Origin of the sequence: Sphingobium indicum BiD32, assembly GCF_000382885.1 — a bacterium.
GTDB classification, from domain to species: domain Bacteria; phylum Pseudomonadota; class Alphaproteobacteria; order Sphingomonadales; family Sphingomonadaceae; genus Sphingobium; species Sphingobium japonicum_C.
In genome coordinates, this window is sequence record NZ_CAVK010000049.1 from 19512 (window position 1) to 38066 (window position 18555).

12 protein-coding genes are annotated in these 18555 nt (G+C 64.4%); 5 read left to right on the forward strand and 7 right to left on the reverse strand.

Annotation, left to right across the window (positions count from 1 at the left end; translation table 11 throughout):
- Positions 1-57: 57 nt before the first annotated feature.
- The gene (locus EBBID32_RS04835) at positions 58-342 is read right to left on the reverse strand and encodes a hypothetical protein (protein WP_006951748.1); all 285 of its coding nucleotides are present in this window, start codon (positions 340-342) and stop codon (positions 58-60) included.
- A gap of 236 nt (positions 343-578) precedes the next feature.
- Here EBBID32_RS04835 and EBBID32_RS04840 point away from each other — a divergent pair, with 236 nt between their 5' ends.
- Together EBBID32_RS04840 and EBBID32_RS04845 are read left to right on the forward strand one after the other, a co-directional pair.
- Positions 579-2492, forward strand: coding sequence for a potassium transporter Kup (locus EBBID32_RS04840; protein ID WP_081628032.1), 1914 nt, complete (start codon positions 579-581; stop codon positions 2490-2492).
- Positions 2493-2544: 52 nt separating this feature from the next.
- Entirely contained in the window at positions 2545-4410 is a 1866-nt protein-coding gene (locus EBBID32_RS04845; RefSeq protein ID WP_006951750.1) for an ABC-F family ATP-binding cassette domain-containing protein, read from the forward strand.
- A gap of 4 nt (positions 4411-4414) precedes the next feature.
- Here EBBID32_RS04845 and EBBID32_RS04850 read toward each other — a convergent pair whose 3' ends face one another.
- Together EBBID32_RS04850 and EBBID32_RS04855 are read right to left on the reverse strand one after the other, a co-directional pair.
- Positions 4415-7309, reverse strand: coding sequence for a CHAT domain-containing protein (locus tag EBBID32_RS04850; RefSeq protein ID WP_006951751.1), 2895 nt, complete (start codon positions 7307-7309; stop codon positions 4415-4417).
- Positions 7310-7420: 111 nt separating this feature from the next.
- Complete coding sequence (locus EBBID32_RS04855; protein WP_006951755.1) at positions 7421-8938, reverse strand: cysteine--tRNA ligase; 1518 nt, start codon at positions 8936-8938, stop codon at positions 7421-7423.
- A gap of 582 nt (positions 8939-9520) precedes the next feature.
- On the opposite strand from EBBID32_RS04855, the gene EBBID32_RS04860 reads away from it, so the two are divergent.
- Together EBBID32_RS04860 and EBBID32_RS04865 are read left to right on the forward strand one after the other, a co-directional pair.
- Positions 9521-10231, forward strand: a complete 711-nt coding sequence (locus EBBID32_RS04860; RefSeq protein WP_006951757.1) for a Bax inhibitor-1/YccA family protein — start codon at positions 9521-9523, stop codon at positions 10229-10231.
- 4 nt (positions 10232-10235) lie between these two features.
- Positions 10236-10529 carry a zf-TFIIB domain-containing protein gene (locus EBBID32_RS04865; RefSeq protein ID WP_006951758.1) on the forward strand — a complete coding sequence of 98 codons (294 nt, stop codon included), beginning with the start codon at positions 10236-10238 and terminating at the stop codon, positions 10527-10529.
- Between the two features lie 110 nt (positions 10530-10639).
- Here EBBID32_RS04865 and polA read toward each other — a convergent pair whose 3' ends face one another.
- The 3 genes from polA to EBBID32_RS04880 form a co-directional block, all read right to left on the reverse strand.
- The gene (polA, locus tag EBBID32_RS04870; protein WP_006951760.1) at positions 10640-13420 is read right to left on the reverse strand and encodes a DNA polymerase I; all 2781 of its coding nucleotides are present in this window, start codon (positions 13418-13420) and stop codon (positions 10640-10642) included.
- A 100-nt stretch (positions 13421-13520) separates the two neighbouring features.
- Entirely contained in the window at positions 13521-14315 is a 795-nt protein-coding gene (locus EBBID32_RS04875) for a LytTR family DNA-binding domain-containing protein (RefSeq protein ID WP_006951762.1), read from the reverse strand.
- Between the two features lie 326 nt (positions 14316-14641).
- A complete protein-coding gene (locus EBBID32_RS04880) occupies positions 14642-15772 on the reverse strand; it encodes a serine hydrolase (protein ID WP_006951766.1) in 1131 nt (376 codons plus the stop codon).
- Positions 15773-15942: 170 nt separating this feature from the next.
- Here EBBID32_RS04880 and EBBID32_RS04885 point away from each other — a divergent pair, with 170 nt between their 5' ends.
- On the forward strand, positions 15943-16788 hold the full coding sequence (locus EBBID32_RS04885; protein ID WP_037488838.1) for an alpha/beta fold hydrolase: 846 nt from the start codon (positions 15943-15945) through the stop codon (positions 16786-16788).
- Between the two features lie 116 nt (positions 16789-16904).
- Here the strand turns inward: EBBID32_RS04885 and nadB are convergent, their stop codons facing one another.
- Positions 16905-18509, reverse strand: coding sequence for an L-aspartate oxidase (nadB, locus tag EBBID32_RS04890; RefSeq protein WP_006951770.1), 1605 nt, complete (start codon positions 18507-18509; stop codon positions 16905-16907).
- Between the last annotated feature and the right edge of the window lie 46 nt (positions 18510-18555).

Here is an 18555-nt window from a genome sequence, read left to right on the forward strand (position 1 = left end):
TCAAGGAGGCATACAGCGATTAGGCAAACGTTTGCAAGAAGAAAATCGAGAAGCAGATCAGGCGCGCTTCCCCGACGCGCGCGTGGATGCGTCGCGACGGGTCCAGCGCGGCGCGACCCGCACCGGTTTCCACAGATCCGGTCCCAGCAAAAGCAGCGCCATACCCAGGCTGGCACTGAGAAAGGCGGTGGCGGCGACCGCGAATTGCGCCAGCGTGACGCCTGCCGACCGATCGACCAGCAGGTGCAGCAGCCGCCCCTGCGGGCCAAGGCTGGCGATCAGGCCAAGGCCGAGCAGGCGCAGGCCGATCCGCGCGGCGGGATGGGGATGCCAATGTGACATGAAAACCAGCCTCTGCAATGTCGAACAGGAGGCATCCCATCTATCCATGACCGCATAGCAAAACGAGAGCGGGAACGGGTAGGCCGCGTTGAAATAGCGTAGGAATTGGCAGGCGCGGTTAAGCTATGGCGCAAAATCATATGCAGATACTATGCCGAAGCGCCGTTCGTGCCATGGAGATCGAATGGTGTTCCATGTCATGTCGGCCCCATTCGATGGAACAGGGACATAGGACGATGCAATCGCAAGCGGACGGGATATTGGCCGAGGCAGCATCGGCCGAACATAGTGGGCCGCAGGCTGGCCTGCCCACGCTGGCGCTGGGCGCGCTGGGCGTGGTGTTCGGTGATATCGGCACGTCGCCGCTCTATGCGCTCAAGGAAAGTTTCGTCGGCCATCATCCGCTCACGGTCGATCCTCTGCATATCTATGGCGTCCTGTCACTGATCTTCTGGACGATGATGCTGGTCGTCACGGTCAAATATGTGTTCATCGTCATGCGCGCCGACAATCATGGCGAAGGCGGCAGCATGGCGCTGCTCGCGCTGATCGGGCGGCGCATGGGGGAGACGCGCTGGACCCCGGCGATTGCGATGCTGGGCGTGCTGGCGACCGCGCTTTTCTATGGCGATGCGATCATCACCCCGGCCATTTCGGTGCTGTCGGCGGTGGAGGGGCTGACGGTGGTGCAGGCCAGCCTGACCCCGCTGGTGTTGCCTGTCGCTATCCTGATCCTGATCGGCCTGTTCCTGATCCAGCGTCACGGCACCGCGAAGGTCGGTGCGCTGTTCGGGCCTGTGATGGTCGTCTATTTCCTGGTGCTGGCCGTGCTGGGCATCACCAATTTATGGCGGCACCCGGAGATTATCGGGATCGTCAATCCGCTCTATGCCGTGCATTTTTTCGCGCTCGATCCGCACCTTGCGTTCCTGGCGCTCGGATCGGTGGTGCTGGCGGTGACCGGGGCCGAAGCGCTCTATGCCGATATGGGCCATTTCGGGCGCAGGGCGATCAGCCTTGCCTGGCTCTATGCCGCCCTGCCTTGCCTGCTGCTCAACTATATGGGGCAGGGCGCGCTGATGCTGGACGATCCCGCAACGGCGGCCAACCCCTTCTTCCTGATGGCGCCGGAATGGGCGCGACTGCCGCTGGTGATCCTGGCCACGCTGGCTACGATCATCGCCAGCCAGGCGGTGATTTCCGGGGCATTTTCAGTGACGCAGCAGGCGGTGCAACTGGGCTTCCTGCCGCGCCTGCGAATCCTGCACACCAGTGCCAGTGCGGCGGGGCAAATCTACCTGCCGCTGGTCAACCGCGTGTTGCTGATCCTCGTCATCCTGCTGGTGCTGGGCTTTGGCAGCTCGACCAATCTGGCCGCCGCCTATGGCATCGCCGTGACCGGCACGATGGTCATCACCACCGCCATGATGGGGGTGCTGACGTTCGCCGTATGGCGCTGGCATCCGCTGCTGGCGGGCGGCATCACCGGCCTGTTCCTGGTCATTGACGGCCTCTATTTTGCGTCCAACGCGACCAAGATACCCGATGGGGGCTGGTTCCCGCTATTGGTCGCGGCTGTCGCCTTCCTGATCCTGACGACCTGGGCCACCGGGCGGCGGATCATGCGGGAGCGCCTTCGCGACGGGGCGATGGAGCTGGACCTGTTCATCCGCTCTACGCGCGAATCGCTGCCGCGAGTGCCGGGCACGGCGATCTTCCTGTCCTCCACGCCCGAAGGCGTGCCGCCGGCTTTGCTTCACAATGTGAAGCACAACCGTATCCTGCATGAACGCAACATCATCCTGACGGTACGCACACTTGGCGTGCCGCATCTGCCGCTCGATGGCCGGGTACAGGTGGCGGATCATGGCGACGGCTTTTACCGCCTGATCCTGCGCCATGGCTTCATGGAAGAGGTTGATATTCCAGCCTCGCTCAAGACGGTCAGCGACTGCGGCGGGCCGATCCGGGTGGCTGACAGCAGCTATTTCCTCAGCCGCCAGACGCTGATCGCATCGCAGCGGCCCGGCATGGCGATCTGGCGGGAAAAACTGTTCGCCTGGATGATCCGCAACGCGGAAAGCCCGATGGATTTCTTCAAGCTGCCGACCAACCGCATCGTCGAACTGGGTTCGCAGGTGGAGATTTGAGATAGGGGCGCAACCCTCTTCCCTGCGCGCGGCTTCCTGCTAAAGCGCGCCCATGCTCAATCTTAACGGTATCACCGTGCGCCTTGGTGGCCGCATCATCCTCGACCGCGCCAGCGCGGCGCTTCCCCCGCGCAGCCGCGTCGGCCTGATCGGCCGCAACGGCGCGGGCAAGTCCACGCTGATGAAGGTCATGATCGGCCAGCTCGACCCGGACGATGGCAGTTGCGACATGCCGCGCGACACGCGGCTGGGCTATATCGCGCAGGAAGCCCCCAGCGGCACGGCGACTCCGTTCGAGACGGTGCTGGAGGCGGACAAAGAACGTGCCGCGCTGATGGCGGAGGCGGAACATACGCATGATCCCGATCGCCTGGGCCATATCTACGAGCGGCTGACGACGATCGACGCCTACACCGCCCCAGCCCGCGCGGCGCGCATCCTGGTGGGACTTGGCTTTGACGAGGAAATGCAGGGCCGCCCGCTCGACAGCTATTCGGGCGGCTGGAAGATGCGCGTGGCGCTGGCCTCGCTGCTCTTCTCCAATCCCGACCTTTTGCTGCTCGACGAACCCTCGAACCATCTCGACCTTGAAGCGACGATGTGGCTGGAGAATTTCCTCAAAGCCTATCGCGGCACCGTGGTCGTCATCAGCCATGAGCGCGACCTGCTCAACAATGTCGTCGATTACATCCTCCATCTGGAGGGCGGCAAGGTCACCCTCTATCCCGGCGGCTATGATGCGTTCGAGCGGCAGCGGGCCGAGCGCCTGGCCCAGCTCGAATCGGCGCGGGTCAAGCAACAGGCCGAGCGCGAGAAGTTGCAGGACTATGTCGCGCGCAATTCTGCCCGCGCATCGACTGCGAAGCAGGCCCAGTCGCGCGCCAAGGCGCTGGCGCGGATGCAGCCGATCGCCGCCTCGATCGAAGATCCGACACTGGCGTTCAGTTTTCCCAGCCCGCCCGAACTGCGCCCGCCGCTCATCACCATGGACATGGCGGCGGTCGGCTATGGCGACACGCCGATCCTGCGTCGGGTCAATCTGCGCATCGACCCGGACGACCGCCTGGCGCTGCTGGGCCGCAACGGCAACGGCAAGACGACGCTGGCCCGCCTGATCGCGGCGCAACTCGCGCCGATGGAAGGGCAGATGCAAAGTTCGGCCAAGATGCAGGTCGGCTATTTCACCCAATATCAGGTCGAGGAACTGGACGTCACCGACACGCCGCTGGAACATATGACCCGCGTGATGAAGGGCGCGACGCCCGGCGCGGTGCGCGCGCAACTCGGGCGCTTTGGCTTTTCGGGCGAACGGGCGATCCAGAAAGTCGGGAGCATGTCGGGCGGCGAGCGGGCGCGGCTGGCGCTGGCGCTCATCACCCGCGACGCGCCGCATCTGCTGATCCTCGACGAACCGACCAACCATCTGGACGTCGACAGCCGTGAGGCGCTGGTGCAGGCGCTCAACGATTATAATGGCGCGGTGGTGATTGTCAGCCATGACCGGCACATGATCGAGCTGGTCGCCGACCGGCTGGTGCTGGTCGATGGCGGCACGGCCCAGCCGTTCGATGGCAGCCTGGAGGATTATACCGACATCGTCCTGCGCAAGGCGGACGGCAACAGCAGCGGCGACGCGCCCAAGGTCGATCGCAAGGCCGACAAGAAGGCGGCGGCTGAATGGCGCGAAAAGCAGAAAACGCTCAAGAACGCGGTCTCGCGCGCCGAAAAGGAGATGGCTGCGCTGATCGCAGAGCGCAAGCGGATCGATGCCGTGCTGTTCGATCCCAAGGCCGCGACCGGAGCGGAAGCGAAGATGACCACCAGCGAATTGATGGTGAAGCGCGCGGGCGTGGAAAAGAAGCTGGAAGCGGCTGAGGAAATCTGGATGGAAGCGGGCGCGGCGCTGGAGGCTGGTTAAGCTGTCAGCGCCCGACCAGAATGAACGGCGCCCAGATATAGGGTTGCGTGGCGTCGGGCCGGTTTGACCGCATCAGTTTCAGCATGGCCTTCTGGAGCGCAACCGCGCGCGGCACGCCGGCATTGGTCGCCTTCACCGTTTCGAGCGTGACGAAGGCGCTGGCATCGTCGCGCACCGGCCAGTGCGACACCAGCAGCGACCCTGCACCCGCATAACGAAACGCCTGCGCCAGTCCCGAATAGGCCGGTGCCTGCGCACTGTCGCCTGCCGCCGTGTTGCAGGCGGACAGGATCACCCAGTCCGCGCCGATCCGCATCGCAGCGACCTCCGAAGCGGTCAGCAGTCCGTCGTCGCCAGTGCCGGGGGAAGGCGGGGACAGGACCAGCGCCGGTTCGGTCACGCCCTCCATCTGGCCGCTGACCAGCCCGTGGGTGGCGAACAATATGACCGAATAGGGAGCCATGTCCTGCCGGCGCAGCGCCGCTTCGCTCGCCTGCGCGCCGACCAGCAGGGTGGCGCGGCCGGTGCCGAAGCGATCCGCCACGGCGCGCAATTCAGCCAGCGATCCGGGCAAAGGCGGCAGTTCCGACAGCGCGGTCGCATCCGCCGTGCCGCCGCGGAAATAATGGTTGGCGGCCAGCAGCACAGGCGCGGCAGCCTTGGTCGAGGCGGCAAAGGCGTCAGGCGCGCCGACGCCCAGAAATGTCTGGTTGCGCGTGGCGATGCGTTGGGGTGCCACAGGGCCGGTGGCGAAACCGGGCTGCACCTCGATCGCGAAACGGCGGATCAGCCAGGGCGTGTCCCGGCCCACTGATGCGACCGGCCGCTGTGGCAGCATCGCAAAGGGCAGTGAGGCGAAGGCGCCGGTGGGCACGATCCGCAATGCCTTCGCCTTGCCCAGCCGGGCGAGGATGGCGGGCGTGAATATCTGGGTATAAAGGTCATGCGCGGCGATCCGGTCGAACCCGGTCGGGGTCATTGTGCCGCGCAACCGGTCGACCAGCGTAACCATGGCGGCGCGGCCCATCTGTGTGCGTTCGATGGTCGCACCATCGGCATTGATCGCCAGCAGATACACCCCGTCAAAGGCCGGCATCACCGCCAGCAGCGCTTCGTCCTGCATCAGCCCTGCGCGCAGAGTCGCAAGGTCGGGCCGCACCCCGCCGCGCGCCTCTACCCAGCGGGGATAGTCGCGGGCGATGGCGGCCCGTTCGGCCTCGGCAATGGCCTCCACCGTGGCGCGGGTGGCGCGGGCGGCCTCGACATCCTTGTCGGTCGCCAGCGCCTTGAGCAGCGCACTGTCCGCGCTGGTCAGCGCCTTCACCTTGTCCTGCAAGGTGCGGACCCGCGCGCCCAGCGCTGGATCGGCGACCAGCCGTTCGGCCACCAGACGGTTGGCCTGGGCAATGCGCGATCCGGCCAGGATCGCCATCGCGTCGAGCGCCAGCGCGGGATCATTGGCCTGCACCGCGATCTTGAGGATGGTATCGAGCGCGGCGCGCTGATCCTCATTGAGGTCGCCGTCATCGTCCAGGCTTTGCCCCTCGCGCAGCAACCCGGCCATTTGCCGCGCCGCACCAACCGCGCCATCCCCCTGCGCCCAGGCCGCCAGCATCGCGGCATTGGCCAGCGCGAAGGCCGGGGCGTTGTCGATCTGCCGGGTTTCGCGCAGATAATCGGCGGCGATGGCGCGTGCAGCGTCACCCTGTCCGGTGGCAATCAGCGCCGGGACGAGTAGCGGATAGACACGCTGGCCCATGTCGCGATCGCTGGCCGTGGGGGTACGCACGCGCGCCATGGCGGTGCGTGCGCGCTCGATGGCTTCCTCCGGCCGTCCCGATGCGGCGCTGGCGACGGCGGCAAAGGCCAGTGCGCGCGCGCTTTGCGGGCTATTCTCCCCCTCCACCGCCCGAAAACCGCGTTCGGCTTCCAGAAACAGCGGTTCCGCGTCGCTATAGCGTTCCAGCGGGAGCAGAACGCCCGCCATATTATAGAGGCCGAAATGGTAGAAGAGGCTCTTCGTCCCCATCGTCTCGCGCTTGATGGCGATGGCGCGCTCCATATAATCCAGGGCTTCGATCCTTCGCCCGGTGCGCGCCAGCAGCAACCCCAGCATTTCCAGCGACCGATGATAGCTGGGATGCTTGCGATCGACATGGTCGGTCGCGATATTGACCGCCAGCCGCGCATATTTTTCCGCCTCTGCCATGCGCGCCGCACGGAACAGCATCTGCGCATAGGTGTAGGTAGCGGCGACCGTGTCGGGATGGTTGGGACCAAGGCTGGTCCTGCGTGCATCCAGACTGGCGCGCTGCGCATCGACCGCTTCGCCATTGCGCCCCAGCCGCGACAGCGCCTGCGCATGGGAAAAGGCGATGTTGGACTTGAGCATATAATCGGCTTCGGACAGCGCCTTGGGTCCGACGCGCGCGAAATAGCCGTCGGCATAGGCGCTTGCCTGCGCCAGCGTCTCCGCACCGGCGGCGACATCGCCGATCATCGACTGGACATAGCCCTTGACCGACATCCCCTCCAGCCAGGGGATGGGATAGGCGTCGCGGAACGGGGCGATCAGCGCCAGCCCCTTGTCGACATGGCTCAATGCGGACGGATTCTTGCCCTCAATCTGGTCCATCGACCCCAGCTTGATGAGGCCCACGCCCGCCATCGGGTGGGGGTGGTTGCCGACGCGAACCTTCATCCCCGCGTCGTGCAACGCGGACCATGCGTCGCGGGTCTTTTGCGACATCGACAGGGCGAAATCGTCATTCTCGAACAGGGTGGTGGCTTTTTGGTCGAGCGCGCGCAATTGGGCGTGGCGCGGATCGGTGACGCTGAAGCCCGCGACCGTCTGTGCCGCAGCGGGTAGCGATGGCAACGCCGCCAGCGCCAGCACCATGGCTATCCTGCCTGCCCTAAGCCCCATCGCCTGTCCCCGATTCTGCCCCTGCGACAGTCTTTGCGGGCGCGGACGCAGTAGCGTCAAGTTACAAGCGTTTCGCAGGCGCAATCACCCCAAGGTCAACCGCCAGTCCCAGCGCAACGGATCGCCATCCATCACATCGACCCCGCGCGCGATCAGGGCGTCGCGTATCTCGTCCGACAGGGCGAAATCCTTGTCGGCGCGGGCGGCGGCACGGCGTTCGAGCTGCGCATCAATCTCTTCCGGCGTGATCCGCGCATCCTTGGGCTGGACGCGAAGGTCGCCGCGGGTCAGGGTCATGAGGTTGAGGCCCAGCGCCGCGTCGAAGGCCGCGATCAGGCAGAGTTTCTCGTCCACCGGGACTTTCTTGAGCGCGATCGCTTCCTCCAGCAGCGGGAGGGCGCGCGGCGTCATCAGATCGTCGCTGATCGCGGCGTCAAACTGCTCCAGCAGCGGTGCCAGCTTGGGGTGCATATTGGCGCGCAGATAGTCGAGTCGGGGCGATTGCCACGTCACCCCCTCGGCACGGGCTTTCAATCCCTCCACGCCCATGACCAAGCGCTTCAGTCGGGTCAGGGCGGCGCCCACACCCTCTGCACTGAATTCCAGTTCGCTGCGATAATGGGCGCCCAGGCACAGCAGGCGATAGGCGAGCGGATGCACGCCCGCGTCGATCAGGCTGAAGAGCGTGGTGAAGCCGCCCTTCGACTTGCTCATCTTGCCGCTGCGATCCACCAGAAAATTATTGTGCATCCACCAGCGCGCGCCGGTGAAGCCCGCTTCCGCCGCGCCCACGTCCGGCCCGCAGCAGGCATGGAATGCCTGATTTTGCGCGATCTCATTGGGATGGTGGATTTCGCGATGGTCGATCCCGCCGGTATGGATATCGAACGGATGACCCAGCACTGCCTGCGACATGACCGAACATTCCAGATGCCATCCCGGCGCGCCCGGCCCCCAGGGGCTGTCCCATTCCATCTGCCGCTGTTCGCCCGGCGGCGACTTGCGCCAGATTGCAAAGTCGGACGGATTGCGCTTGCCCGCGACAGGATCGATCCGGGCGTGCGCGGCATCATCGCGACCGCCCGCCAGCGCGCCATAATCGGGCACGCTCGCGCTGTCGAAATAGAGGCCGCTGTCGAGTTCGTAGCAATGTATCGGTGCGATCCTCTCGGCAAATTCTATCATCTGCGGCACATAGTCGGTGGCGACCGTCCATTCGCTCGGCGCGATGATGTTGAGGTCGGCGATATTCTGCTTGAATGCCTGCGTATAATGGGCGGCAATGTCCCAGATGCTCCTGGCGCTGGCCCGCGCGGCCGCCTCCATCTTGTCATCGCCTGCGTCCGCGTCACTGGTCAGGTGGCCGACATCGGTGATGTTGATGATATGGGTGACTGACAATCCCTTCCACAGCAACGTCCGGCGCAACGTGTCGGTAAAGACATAGGCGCGCAAATTGCCCAGATGCGCGTAATTATAAACGGTGGGGCCGCAGCTATAGACGCGCGCATGATTATCCTCGATCGGCGCGAAGGCTTCGATCGAGCGGGTCAGGCTGTTGAACAGGCGCAGCGGCGCGGTGATATGCTGGTTGTCGGACATGGCGCAAAGCGATGGCGCGAAGCGGCGCGGGGGTCAATATGAAGAAATCCTCCCCTTGGAGGGGAGGTGGCATCGCGAAGCGATGACGGAGGGGTGTCACCCCTCCGTCTGGCCTGCGGCCATCCACCTCCCCCGCAAGGCAGGGCTATCGCATATGGAACTGCCCGCTCCTTCATCGTCATCCTGAATTTATTTCAGGATCCATTTCTCGTCTCGAACCGCGGCTTTTGGGGCACGATGGATGCTGAGCCGTAAGGCCAGCGCAGCTAAACAAGTTCAGCATGACGTTGGAGGGATAACGAAAAGTCATATACAATTCTCCTCCCCTGCAAGGGGAGGATTTGAAGAATTGTAATAAAATGTTGCACCCGCTCCGGCCCCTTGCACCTGTGCGTTCCTCCCCCAATATGACTGATGCGGGCCGGGCCCCTCTGACGCGCTGGACTTCCCCCTTGTCCAGCCGTGATGTCGGACCGCATCGGGTGCGCCCGGTGCAGGTTTTGCGGCAATTTCCCCCTAAATGCCGCAGGAGACCGCACCGGGCCACTCGAACCACTTTTTGATGGATTGGAGTGACCCCAAGTGAATAATCGCGTTCCTTTGCCGGGCTATGGTGCGAGCCGCACGGCGCAGACCGACGCCGGGCTGCGCGCGCACATGCTGGGCGTTTTCCGCAATATGGGCCTGGGTCTGGTGATTACCGGGCTGGTTGCGGCATTTATCGGCAATACGCCAGTGCTGGCTGCCGCGATCTTCGGCACGCCGCTCAAATGGGTGGCAATCTTCGCGCCTTTGGCCTTTGTGTTCTTCTTCACCTTCCGTATCGAAAAGATGACGACATCGGGCGCGCGCATGGCCTTCTGGGCCTTCTCCGCCGTGATGGGCGTGTCGCTGGCCAGCATCTTCCTGATGTTTACCGGCGGCAGCATCGCGCAAGCCTTTTTCTCGGCGGCCGTCATGTTCCTCGCCATGTCGCTGTGGGGCTATACTACCCAGCGTGACCTGACGAAGATGGGCAGCTTCCTGATCATGGGCCTCATTGGCATCATCGTCGCCAGCCTGATCAACATCTTCATCGGTTCGTCGGCGATGGCGATGGTCATCTCGATCCTGGGCGTGGTGATCTTCACCGGCCTGACCGCCTGGGACACGCAGCGGATCAAGTCGGACTATTTCGCCTATGCCGGGCATGAAATAGCCGCGAAGATGCAGGTGATGGGCGCGCTGTCGCTCTACCTCAACTTCGTCAACCTGTTCCAGATGCTGCTCAGCCTTACCGGCGAGCGGGAATAAGCGGATGCGGGATCAAGCAGCCGTATCGACGATGCTCTGCCCGGTCTGTCATGTCGGACTGGCGATGACGGACCGGCAGGGGGTCGAAATCGACTATTGCCCGCAATGCCGGGGCGTGTGGCTGGACCGGGGCGAACTGGACAAGATCATCGAACGGGCCGCGGGTGACACTGTCCCGCCCGCCCGGCCAGCGCCCTTCGCCCAGCAGAGCTACCGCCCAGACCGCGACTATCGCGACGACGGGCGTGGCTACCCCAGGAAGCGGAAGAAGAGCTTTCTGGAAGAGCTGTTCGATTGACGGGGGGCCGGTCCTGCGGGGCTGGCCTTTTGCATACCACCCATACCCGTCATCCCCGCGAAGGCGGGAATGACGGGTATGGACGTCGCGCTCGTGTCTGTTTCAGCCGATCAATGCGCCGCGCCCCAACTCGGCCCCGTGCCGATCTCGACCCCCAGCGGCACGCTCAGTTTGACGATCGGCTCGGCGGCGCTTTCCATCACGTTGCGGATCACCGCGCTGGCCGCGTCCACGTCGCCCTCCGGCAACTCGAACACCAGTTCGTCATGCACCTGCAACAGCATCCTGACGCCCGGCAGCCCCGCCGCCTCCAGCGCCGGGTCCATGCGCGCCATCGCCCGCTTGATGATGTCAGCGCTGGTCCCCTGGATCGGCGCGTTGATCGCGGCGCGTTCGGCGCCCTGCCGTTCGTGCTGGATGGATGCGCGGATACGCGGGAACCAGGTCTTTCGCCCGAACAAAGTCTCGGTATAGCCGCGTTCCCGCGCCTTCTCGATCGTTTCGTTGATGTAGATGCTGATGCCGGGGAATCGTTCATAATATTTGGCGATCATTTCCTGCGCTTCGTCGGCGCTGATCTCCAGCCGCCCGGCCAGTCCCCAGCGGGAGATGCCGTAGAGGATCGCGAAGTTGATCGTCTTGGCGCGGCCGCGCGTGTCGCGATTGACCTCGCCGAACAACTGCTTGGCGGTGGCGGCGTGAATATCCTCGCCCGCCGCGAAAGCCTCTTTCAGCGCAGGCACATCGGCCATATGCGCGGCCAGCCGCAGCTCGATCTGGCTATAGTCCGCCGCCAGGATGACATTGCCGGGTTCAGCGACAAAGGCATGGCGGATCTGCCGCCCGACTTCGGTGCGGATCGGGATATTTTGCAGATTGGGATCGGTCGAGGAAAGCCGCCCGGTCTGCGCCCCTGTCAGCGAGTAGCTGGTGTGGACCCGGCCCGTATCCTTGTTGATCTGCGCCTGTAGCGCGTCGGTATAGGTGGACTTCAGCTTGGAAAGCTGCCGCCATTCCAATATCTTGCTGGCAATTGGCGCGCCCTGCGCCGCCAGTTGTTCAAGGATGGTGACGTCGGTGGAATAGGCGCCCGACTTGCCCTTCTTGCCGCCCTTATAGCCCATCTTGTCGAACAGGATCGCGCCCAGTTGCTGGGTCGATCCGATCGCGAAGGGCTGCCCGGCCAGTTCGTGAATCTCGGTCTCCAGCGCGGCGATGCCTGCGGTAAATTCGCCCGACAGCCGCGCCAGATGCTCGCGATCCACCTTGATCCCGCGATGCTCCATCCGCGCGATCACCGGGACCAAAGGCCGGTCGACCAGCTCATACACCCGGTTCGCGCCCTCGTTCGCCACCCGCGTCTTGAACAATTTCCAGAGCCGCAATGTCACGTCCGCATCCTCGGCGGCATAGGCGGTCGCCTTGTCCAGCGGTACTTCACCGAACGTGATCTGATTCTTGCCGGTGCCGACCACCTCCTTGAAACTGATGCACTCATGATTGAGGTGCGTTCGCGCCGCTTCGTCCATGCCATGGCCCGACAGGCTTTGACCGGCATCCAGGTCGAAGCTCATGACGATCGTGTCGTCAAACGGGGTGATGGCGATGTCGTGCCGCCGCAGCACGGTCATGTCATATTTCAGGTTCTGGCCGACCTTGAGGACCGCATCATCCTCCAGCAGGGGTTTCAGCTTCGCCAGCACGGTCGCCAGCGGCAATTGCGCCGGCTTTTCCGCAAACATGTCGCGCCCGCCATGGCCGACCGGGATGTAGCAGGCCTTGTTGGGTCCGGTGGCGAGGCTGACGCCGACCAACTGGCACGATACACAATCGAGCATGTCGGTTTCGGTGTCGACCGCCACTATTCCTTCGGCGGTCGCCAGCGCGATCCACCGGTCTAGCGCCTCCTCGCTCACCACGGTTTCGTAAAGGCTGCGGTCGATCGCCGGCTCCTGTGGTGCGACCGGGGTGGCGAGGGGTTCAGCGACACTGGCCGATGCGGCGGCCACCGCCACGGCGGCGGCGGGCGCACCCAGCCGGTTGAGCAATGTCTTGAAACCATGATGAGTCAGGAAATCCTGCAAAGGCTCCTTGGGAATACCCTTGAGCGTCAGATCGTCGAGCGGTTCGGGCAACGCCATATTGTCATGCAGCGCGACAAGCCGCCGCGACAGCCGCGCCATGTCGGCATGGGCGATCAGATTTTCCTGCATCTTTGACTTCTTCATCGCGGGCGCGGCCTCCAGTGCCGCCTCCAGCCCGCCATATTCGACGATCAGCTTGGCCGCCGTCTTGGGACCGATGCCGGGCACGCCGGGGACATTGTCCACACTGTCACCCATCAGCGCCAGCACATCGCCCAGCTGCTCAGGCTGAACCCCGAATTTGCCGACGACATAATCGGCCCCGCGCCGCTCATTCTTCATCGTGTCATACATATCGACGCCGGGCTGGATCAGTTGCATCAGATCCTTGTCGCTACTGACGATGGTGACATGCCAGCCCGCCGCGACCGCCGCCCTGGTATAGCTGGCGATCAGGTCGTCCGCCTCATAACCCGCCTCCTCGATACAGGGGAGGGAGAAGGCGCGGGTCGCGTCGCGGATCATCGGGAATTGCGGGACCAGATCTTCGGGCGCGGGCGGGCGGTTCGCCTTATACTGGTCGTACATGTCGTTGCGGAAAGTGTGTGACCCCTTGTCCAGGATCACCGCCATATGGGTCGGGCCTTCTGCTTTGCCCAACTCCTCTGCCAGCTTCCACAGCATCGTCGTATAGCCATAGACGGCGCCGACCGGTTGGCCATGCTGGTTGGTGAGCGGCGGAAGCTGGTGATAGGCGCGGAAGATGTAGCCGCTGCCATCGACGAGATAGAGGTGATTCTGGGTCATGGGAAAGGGGGATAGAGCATCGCGCAGAAAAGTGGGAACCGGTTTTCTGCTTCAGCGATGCGACCGCAAAATTGCCGGTTATGCAGTCTCCCTCCCGTCGTCAGGCCGACAGAAAGCCCGACTGCTGGAGCCGATCGACCGAATCGCGCGCCACCGGCACGCGCAGGCCGTTCGCCAGCCGGATTTCCCGGTTGCGGCCGTTGCCCAGCGTTTCCGCCACGGCGTCTCGCGCCACCCACCAGCTGCGATGGGTTTGCTCGCCCGGTGTCGCGTCCATTTCCGCGATGGCGTCGCGCAGCCGGATCAGCAGGAGTTCGCTCTGTCCCCGGCCGTGGACGCGGACATAATGATCTTCGCTCTCCAGCGCGGCAATCTCGCCGGTAAAGCGCGGGCTGAGCCGGGCGTATAGGCGCGGGCGGTCGGCAGCCGGGCCGCCGCCCTGTGCAGGCGGCGCGGCCGGGATGATTCGCCGGGACATGGTGCCATCGTAAAAGCGCAGCAGATGCGCGTCCGCCCGATCGGCCCAGGCCGCGACGACCATGATCAGGGCCGCGCACAGGGCGGTGAAGGGCAACAGGCCGCTAAAGCCGCCCAACTGGCGCACTTCCTCCATTCCTGCCCATTCCCACAAAAGCGCCATGGGGATGCTCGACAGCATCAATCCGCAAAAGACGATCGTGCCGTGCGGCAGCGCAGTCGCGCGGGCCAGCCAGCTCCAGAAGATCATCGTCGGCCGCACGACGATATAGGCACCCAGCAACAACAGGCCCCAGCGCCCCGTGCGATGGACGAAGTCGCCGGCCAGATAGGTGCCGAACGGTCCCAGAAAGCCGGCAATCGCCGCCAGCGGCAGCATCGCCCATAGTTCCAATATCGTCCGACGCAGCCGTTTCACGGATCGTGCCCTCCCGTTCGCGAAGCGCGAACCGCTACTGTCGCGCTTTTCCGGGGGTTTTGAAAGGGAATCGCTGCGTGACGCAATCGGGCTTGCGCGCAAATCGCCGGGGCGCAGGCACTGTCTGGCCATGGGGTGTTGCCGGATGGTCCGGTCACCCACATTATCAAAAGGATGGTTTCATGACCCAGTATCTCAAGCCCGCCAACATGCTGATCGCCCTTGGCGTCGCCTTTCTCGGCCAGGTCGCGATGTTCGCGCTGGTCCTCAACTGATGCTACAGGGCGGATAAAGGGGCGGGCGTCGTTCGGCGCACGCCCCTTATCTCATTTCGGCTCGTGATTGGCCGCTACCGCCTTGGCCACGGCCTGCATCAGCGCCCAGCGTTCCGGGATGCTGACCGTAGTGCTGCCGATCATCACCGCCACGGCGTAACTCGTGCCATCGGGCGCGGTCATGATGCCGATATCGTTAAAGCCGGTCGATCGCGGCGGCAGATCCTGCCCGGTGCCGGTCTTGTGCAGATAGGACCAGCCCGGCGGCACGCCGCCCTTGATCCGTTGCGGCCCGGTCTTGGCTTCCGACATGATCGACAGCAACAGACGCGATGAAGTTGCGGACAGCATGTCCCCCTGCTTCAGCTTCGCCAGCGCCTGGACGATCGAGGCGGGGGCTGCACCGTCGGGTGGACTGGCGAGATAATTGTCCAGCGCCTTCACCCGCGCCGCCATCGGCACTTTGGCGCGGGCGGCGTAGAAATTGCGCCCGATCGCATAATCCTGCCGCCATTCCAGACCTGCCGTGGTCGATTGCAGCAGCCGTTCGCCCGGACCAAAGCGAATATCCTTGATCATCCGCCGCGCCAGAAAACCGCGTACCGCGTCCGGCCCACCGACCGCGCGCAGCAGCGTGTCATTGGCGGTATTGTCGCTCTGGGTCATGGCCCGGCGCATCAGGTCGGAGTAACTGGTGGTCCAGCCGCCATCTTTAAGCATGGCAGCGGATGGCTGGTGGAACAGGGTCAGGTCATTGCGGGTGATGGTCGTCGTGTCGGTCAGGCGCAGCTTGCCCCGGTCGACCGCGTCGAGGAAGGTCATCGCCACCCAGAGTTTCGACACGCTTTGCTGCGGGAACAAAGCGTTGCCGTTCCAGGCGACGGTCCAGTCCGCGCCGATCCGTCGCACGGCGATGCCGACCTTGCCCCGGAAGCTTTGCCCCAGATTGCGTACGACGCTGACCAGCGCGGGGGAGGGGGTTTCGGTCTGGTCGATCTCGCGATAAGGCAGCGGCGGATTGGCGACCTCGCGGATCGGCCATGTATTGGTGGTGGGCTGCACCCGCTGCGGCGCGGGGGCAGCCTGCGCCGGACGCGGTTCGGGCGCGCTTACGCAAGCGGACAGCGCCGCCATCAACAGGACCAGGCGCGCAGAAGCACCCCGGCGTTCATTCGATGTCATTCCATTCCCCGCACTCTGCAAGCGCCATTTAGGGGCAACCACCCGGTAAGCGGGCAAGGCTGATGCGACGAATGATTCCACAAATGCGATGTAAGGAGGCTGAACGGGGAACCGGAGACAGCCAGCCTATGCTCAGTTGCGGTTAAGCCGGCGGGAGGCAATAGGACGGCATGATGGATCAAGGCATGGACAGGCGGGCGCTGATTGGCGGGGTGCTGGCAGCGGGTGGATTGCTGTGGAGCGGGACGGCGGAGGCTGTGCCGTTCTCCTCGCGCCGGATTGCGGTGACTGTGCGGGGATCGGGGCGTGATGTGCTGCTGATCCCCGGCCTCGCCAGTGGTCCGGGCATCTGGAACGGGGTGTTGGGCGCGGTGCCGGGATATCGTTTCCATCTGGTCCAGGTGCGCGGTTTTGCAGGCCTTGCGCCGGAGGCCAATGCCAGCGGTCCGTTGGTCCAGCCGCTGGCTGACGAGATCGCCCGCTACATCACAATGTCGGGCCTGAAGCGCCCGGCGATCGTGGGTCATTCCATGGGTGGCACGCTGGCGATGATGCTGGGGCTGAAGGGCGTTGCGGGTCGGGTGATGGTGGTCGATATGCTGCCGGCCGGGGCGGCGATGGTGGGCGGCACCGCCAGTGGCCTGGGCTTTCTGGCCGATCAACTGGGCGGTTATCTGACTGGAACAGTGGCGGGGCGGCGCTATCTGGCACAGATAGTGGGGCAAGCACCCGGAGCAAAGGGCAGCGATCCCGACGTGATCGCCAGCGCCTTGCGCGATCTGGCCAATATCGATCTTGGCCCGCAACTCGCGCGGCTGAGCGTTCCGCTGGAGGTGGTCTATGCGGTCGGGGCGGACCGGGAACAGGCCGCTATCATCGCCAGCCGGTTCCGCGCCGCTTATGCCCCCAAGAAAGATGCGCTGCTGCGCGCCATTGGTCCCAGCGGCCATATGGTAATGGCTGACCAGCCCGTGCGTTTTCACGCGGCGCTCGGCACTTTCCTTAAGGATATTTGACGCACGTCAATGCGCGCCTCTGCGGATGGGGATAGGGCGGAGATACCGGATGGGCCTCCCCGCCTGTCCCTCCTCCACCTTAAGGCGCGGCGCTGACCCCGGCGACCGCGCCTTTTTTATGGCGCCAGCACCGTATCCACCGCAGCCTTCAGCATATCGGGATAATCGAGCGTATAGTGCAATCCCCGGCTTTCCTTGCGGTGGAGCGCCGAGCGTACCACCAGCCGGGCAACCTCCAGCAGGTTGCGCAGTTCGATGAGGTCCGGGGTCACGCGGAAATTGCCGTAATAATCGTCCACCTCCTGCGCCAGCAGGGCGACACGATGCTGGGCGCGTTCCAGCCGCTTGGTGGTACGGACGATGCCGACATAATCCCACATGAAGCGGCGGATTTCCTTCCAGTTATGCTGGACGATGACTTCTTCGTCGCTGTTGGTGACGCGGCTTTCGTCCCAGGCGCGGATCGGTGGGGGTGCCGGCAGTTCGTCCCAATGGGCGCGGATATGGCTGGCGGCGGCTTCGCCGAACACGAAACATTCGAGCAGCGAGTTGGACGCCAGGCGATTGGCGCCGTGGAGGCCGCTTTCGCTGACTTCTCCCGCGGCATAAAGGCCGGGCAGGTCGGTGCGCCCGTCCAGGTCGATCACCACCCCGCCGCAGGTATAATGTTGCGCCGGGACGACCGGGATCGGTTCCCTGGTGATGTCGATATCCAGGTCGAGGAGGCGCGCATAGATGGTCGGGAAGTGATGCTTCACGAACGCTGGCTCTTTATGGCTGATGTCGAGATGGACATAATCGAGGCCGAGCCGCTTGATTTCATGGTCGATGGCGCGGGCCACGACGTCGCGCGGTGCCAGTTCCTCGCGCGGGTCGAAGCGCGGCATGAAACGCTCGCCGCCGCCCGGCACGCCGGGGGGGAGTTTCAGATGCCCGCCCTCGCCGCGCACCGCTTCGGTAATCAGGAAATTCTTGACCTCCAGATTATAGAGGCAGGTCGGGTGGAACTGGTTCATCTCCATGTTCGACACGCGGCACCCCGCGCGCCAGGCCATGGCGATACCATCGCCGGTCGCACCGCGCGGAGCGGTGGAGAAGAGATAGGTGCGGCCCGCGCCGCCGGTGCACAGGATCGTCGCCTTGCCCAGCAGCGCATCGACATGCTTGGTCTTTTTGTTGAAGGCATAGACGCCCCAGACATGGCCATCGCCCGAATAGCGCTCGCCATGGCGGCTGGTGATGAGGTCGATGGCGATCAGATCCTCGACCAGGGTGATGTTGGGATTGGCTCGTGCGGCTTTCAGCAGCGCGATCTGCACCGCATGGCCGGTGGCGTCATCGACATGGACGATGCGGCGATGGCTGTGCCCGCCCTCGCGCGTCAGGTGCCAGCGGTCACCAAAATCCTCGCCCGCGTTGAACGGGACGCCGAGTTTGGCGAGGCGCTCGATCGCGGCGGGGGCTTGCGAGACGACGAACTCCACCGTCGCGCGATCGTTGAGACCTGCGCCCGCCACCATCGTATCCTCGACATGGGCGTCGAAACTGTCGCCCGCATCCAGCACTGCGGCGATCCCCCCCTGTGCCCAGTTGGTGGAGCCGCCATCCAGCGCACCCTTGGCCAGCACCAGCACCTTGCGATCCTGCGCCAGATTGATGGCCGCGGTCAGACCCGCCGCGCCCGAACCGATGATGATGACGTCGTGGGTGATGGTGGGCATCTGCGTTCTTGCTGCTTCTTACTTACTCCCCTCCCGCAGGCGGGAG

Coding starts and splice junctions, on each gene's coding strand:
- EBBID32_RS04880 (WP_006951766.1), bottom strand. CDS start 15,772: ATGACATCGAATGAACGCCGGGGTGCTTCTGCGCGCCTGGTCCTGTTG.
- polA (WP_006951760.1), bottom strand. CDS start 13,420: ATGACCCAGAATCACCTCTATCTCGTCGATGGCAGCGGCTACATCTTC.
- EBBID32_RS04885 (WP_037488838.1), top strand. CDS start 15,943: ATGATGGATCAAGGCATGGACAGGCGGGCGCTGATTGGCGGGGTGCTG.
- EBBID32_RS04845 (WP_006951750.1), top strand. CDS start 2,545: ATGCTCAATCTTAACGGTATCACCGTGCGCCTTGGTGGCCGCATCATC.
- nadB (WP_006951770.1), bottom strand. CDS start 18,509: ATGCCCACCATCACCCACGACGTCATCATCATCGGTTCGGGCGCGGCG.
- EBBID32_RS04855 (WP_006951755.1), bottom strand. CDS start 8,938: ATGTCCGACAACCAGCATATCACCGCGCCGCTGCGCCTGTTCAACAGC.
- EBBID32_RS04835 (WP_006951748.1), bottom strand. CDS start 342: ATGTCACATTGGCATCCCCATCCCGCCGCGCGGATCGGCCTGCGCCTG.
- EBBID32_RS04850 (WP_006951751.1), bottom strand. CDS start 7,309: ATGGTGCTGGCGCTGGCGGCGTTGCCATCGCTACCCGCTGCGGCACAG.
- EBBID32_RS04865 (WP_006951758.1), top strand. CDS start 10,236: ATGCGGGATCAAGCAGCCGTATCGACGATGCTCTGCCCGGTCTGTCAT.
- EBBID32_RS04840 (WP_081628032.1), top strand. CDS start 579: ATGCAATCGCAAGCGGACGGGATATTGGCCGAGGCAGCATCGGCCGAA.